Source organism: Streptomyces sp. NPDC051133 (assembly GCF_040682635.1).
In the GTDB taxonomy this organism is placed as follows: domain Bacteria; phylum Actinomycetota; class Actinomycetes; order Streptomycetales; family Streptomycetaceae; genus Streptomyces.
In genome coordinates this window covers 1-2,502 of the sequence record NZ_JBFBBK010000179.1, presented here as the reverse complement: position 1 = coordinate 2,502, position 2,502 = coordinate 1, and the positions used below count along the sequence as shown (strand labels likewise).

The window sequence follows — 2,502 nt, the reverse complement described above, 5'->3', positions numbered from 1 at the left end:
CCGCATCAAGCCGACCCGGGCCGGCATCCCGTTCACCGTGGAGGTGGCCCCGCCCGACGCCGGATACCGGGACACCTCAGGGGTTCCGGGAAGAAGAGGCACCGGGGCCTACGTCGTAACCGGACCGGGATTCCGCAGCCCGTCCAGGACCCGTTGAAGGAGGCTGATGTCCGGTGCGCGGGCCTCGGCCGCCAGCCGACCGTCGCGGTACCAGCGGCTGAGCTGCTGCCGCCACGCGATCTCGGCACGCTGCATCTCCGCGCGGATCTCGCCGAGAGCCAGTCCCGACTCGACGCGCAGCCGCACAAGGTCGGCGGGGGTTAACCGGACCGGCTCTGGGACAACAACCGCGTCGGCCTGGTCAGACGGACGCGTCGGGCCGAAGGCCAGTTGCACGCACGCGTCCGGGAACGGGTCTCCAATCAGTTCCTCCGAGGACAGGAGCCGTAAGGAGATACGCGAGATCAACATGCGGCTGGCACCCGCAGCTCTGCCCAGACGAGCTTGCCCCAACGATGCAGGTCGTAGCCCCACCGCCAGCTCAGCGACTCGACCAGGAGCAGACCACGGCCGCCCTCGGAGTCACCTTCAGGGCAGCCCGGTTCCGGGGTGTCTCGGCACGTGTCGGCAACGCCGATCCGAATCGCTTCGGCCGTCTCACGCCGAATCACCACACGGACCGCGCGACATCGCGTGTGGCTGACGGCATTGCTGATCAGTTCCGAAACGATCAGAGTGCCCACCTCGGCCAACTCGCCTATGTCCCAGGTGTCCAGAGTCGCGGAGACAAGCAGACGTGCGCGGCGCGCGGATTCCGGCTCGCACGGCACCGTCTCGGTGTAGCCCGGAACACCAGTCGCGGTTGGCTTGGCGGCGGTCATGGTCACGGGGTCATCCCTCCGAGGCTGGGACGCCCGCCCGCGAAGGGTGCGCAGGAGCGGGCTTTCCTCCACGCCATCGAGAGGCAGGAAGGGGATTCTCGCCCGCTCAACGGCTGGTACCGAGTCAACGGCCCTTGGCCGACGACGAACAGGAAATGTCGCGCCCCGCAGCACCTACACGAACCGGAAGACTTTACGCTCCGGTGACCTCGGGTCTGGTTCGGCCGGTAACCACAGGGCTACGGTCGGTCCATGGGAGCGAACGCCATTCTCAAGAGCCGGATGGAGGAACTCGGGCTCACCCAGGAAGAATTGGCTGGTCGGATGAACGCTGCGCTGGCAGAGATCACCGGCAGGCCCGGTGACGTCTCCGACCGCACGATCCGCAACCTCCTCAATGGGACCTCCCGCCGCCCCATCGGACGCACGTGTGCAGCCCTGGAGCGGGTGTTCGGTTGTCCCGTCGAGGACTTAGGGTTCAGCGCACCACGCACCATGCAACACCCGAAGGAGGACCCCGTGCGGCGTCGCACTTTCCTCACCTCAGCGACCGGAAGCGCAGCTGCCGCCGTTCCCTTGGTGGCCCAACGCCGGACCGTCGGCATGTCGGACGTGGCCCGGCTCGCTGCTGGGATGAACGCCCTTGTCGAAGCGGACGACCGCCAGGGCGGACACACGGCACTGGAGAAGGCCGCCGCCCAGGGCCGCACCAGGGTGCTGGAACTACAGCAGCGCAACGCCGGCGAACGCGTCCGCCGAGCCCTGTACGCACTGGCCGCCGAGTACACCACCATCGCCGCCTGGTCCTGTATCGACGCCCGCAATCTCGACCAGGCCCAGAGCTACCTGAACGAATCAGCGACGTACGCCGGCCTCTCCCAGGACGGCCCCACCGAAATGCGGGTCTGGGTCAACCTCTCGATGCTCGCCTACCAGCGGCAGAACTGGCCCGAAGCCCTCGCAGCGGCCCAGGCCGCGCAAGCCTCCTCAGCGGCTCGCCGAGACCCGTTCTTCGACTCGCTGGGCCGAGTCCGCGTCGCCCTCGCGTACGCGGCTCTCGGTGACGGCCGTGCGGGCCTGCGTTCACTGGGATCAGCCCAGGACACTTTCACTAGGGTGGCCGACCGAGAGCGTCCGCGCTGGACCGCCTTCTACGGGCAGGCCGAACTCGACCACCTCGCCGCAATCGTCCAGTTCAACAGCGGACGCCACCCTCATGCCGAAGCCATGGCTCACCGTGCGCTGGCCAGGATCCCGACCGCCTTCCGGCGCAACAAGGCCCTCGCGACCGCCCAGCTCGCCCTTGCACAGCTCCACCAGGGAGAGGCCGAACAGGCCACGGCCTCAGCCACCGACGTCTTCACCATCATGGATGGCGACCCATTGCCCGGCCGTATGCGCACACTCATGGGCGACTTCCACCGGGGCCTGTTCGTCAGGGCTCCCTCCGCCTCCTACGCACGAGACTGGGCAGACCGCATGCGAACCGAATGGAGCCGAGCGTGACCGACCTGCGTCACTTCCAGCACGGAAACCTCCCCGAGGTCTTCCGGCAGATGCTCATCGACGTACACGCCGATGCCTACGCCGACCAGATGGACGACCCCTTCCACCAGCGCTT

The 2,502-nt window shown here is 67.9% G+C and carries 3 protein-coding genes and 1 pseudogene; 2 read left to right on the top strand and 2 right to left on the bottom strand.

Translation table 11 applies throughout. From position 1 onward, the window contains the following. Nucleotides 1–108 precede the first annotated feature (108 nt). Nucleotides 109–471: a hypothetical protein gene (locus AB0N17_RS46095; RefSeq protein WP_366017651.1), complete on the bottom strand. Its 363-nt coding sequence runs from the start codon at nucleotides 469–471 to the stop codon at nucleotides 109–111. Then, entirely contained in the window at nucleotides 465–881 is a 417-nt protein-coding gene (locus AB0N17_RS46090) for an ATP-binding protein (protein WP_366017652.1), read from the bottom strand. Before AB0N17_RS46090 ends, AB0N17_RS46095 begins: the two co-directional genes overlap by 7 nt. Before the next feature lie 252 nt (nucleotides 882–1,133). Between AB0N17_RS46090 and AB0N17_RS46085 the strand changes: the two genes are divergently transcribed. Both AB0N17_RS46085 and AB0N17_RS46080 read left to right on the top strand, forming a co-directional pair. Further along, nucleotides 1,134–2,387 (top strand): helix-turn-helix transcriptional regulator, encoded by a 1,254-nt coding sequence (locus AB0N17_RS46085; RefSeq protein ID WP_366017650.1) that lies wholly within the window; start codon nucleotides 1,134–1,136, stop codon nucleotides 2,385–2,387. After that, nucleotides 2,372–2,502 (top strand): annotated as a pseudogene (locus AB0N17_RS46080) (GNAT family N-acetyltransferase); the annotation flags it as partial. The gene AB0N17_RS46085 and the pseudogene AB0N17_RS46080, both read left to right, overlap by 16 nt.

Coding starts and splice junctions, on each gene's coding strand:
- AB0N17_RS46095 (WP_366017651.1), bottom strand. CDS start 471: ATGTTGATCTCGCGTATCTCCTTACGGCTCCTGTCCTCGGAGGAACTG.
- AB0N17_RS46090 (WP_366017652.1), bottom strand. CDS start 881: ATGACCGCCGCCAAGCCAACCGCGACTGGTGTTCCGGGCTACACCGAG.
- AB0N17_RS46085 (WP_366017650.1), top strand. CDS start 1,134: ATGGGAGCGAACGCCATTCTCAAGAGCCGGATGGAGGAACTCGGGCTC.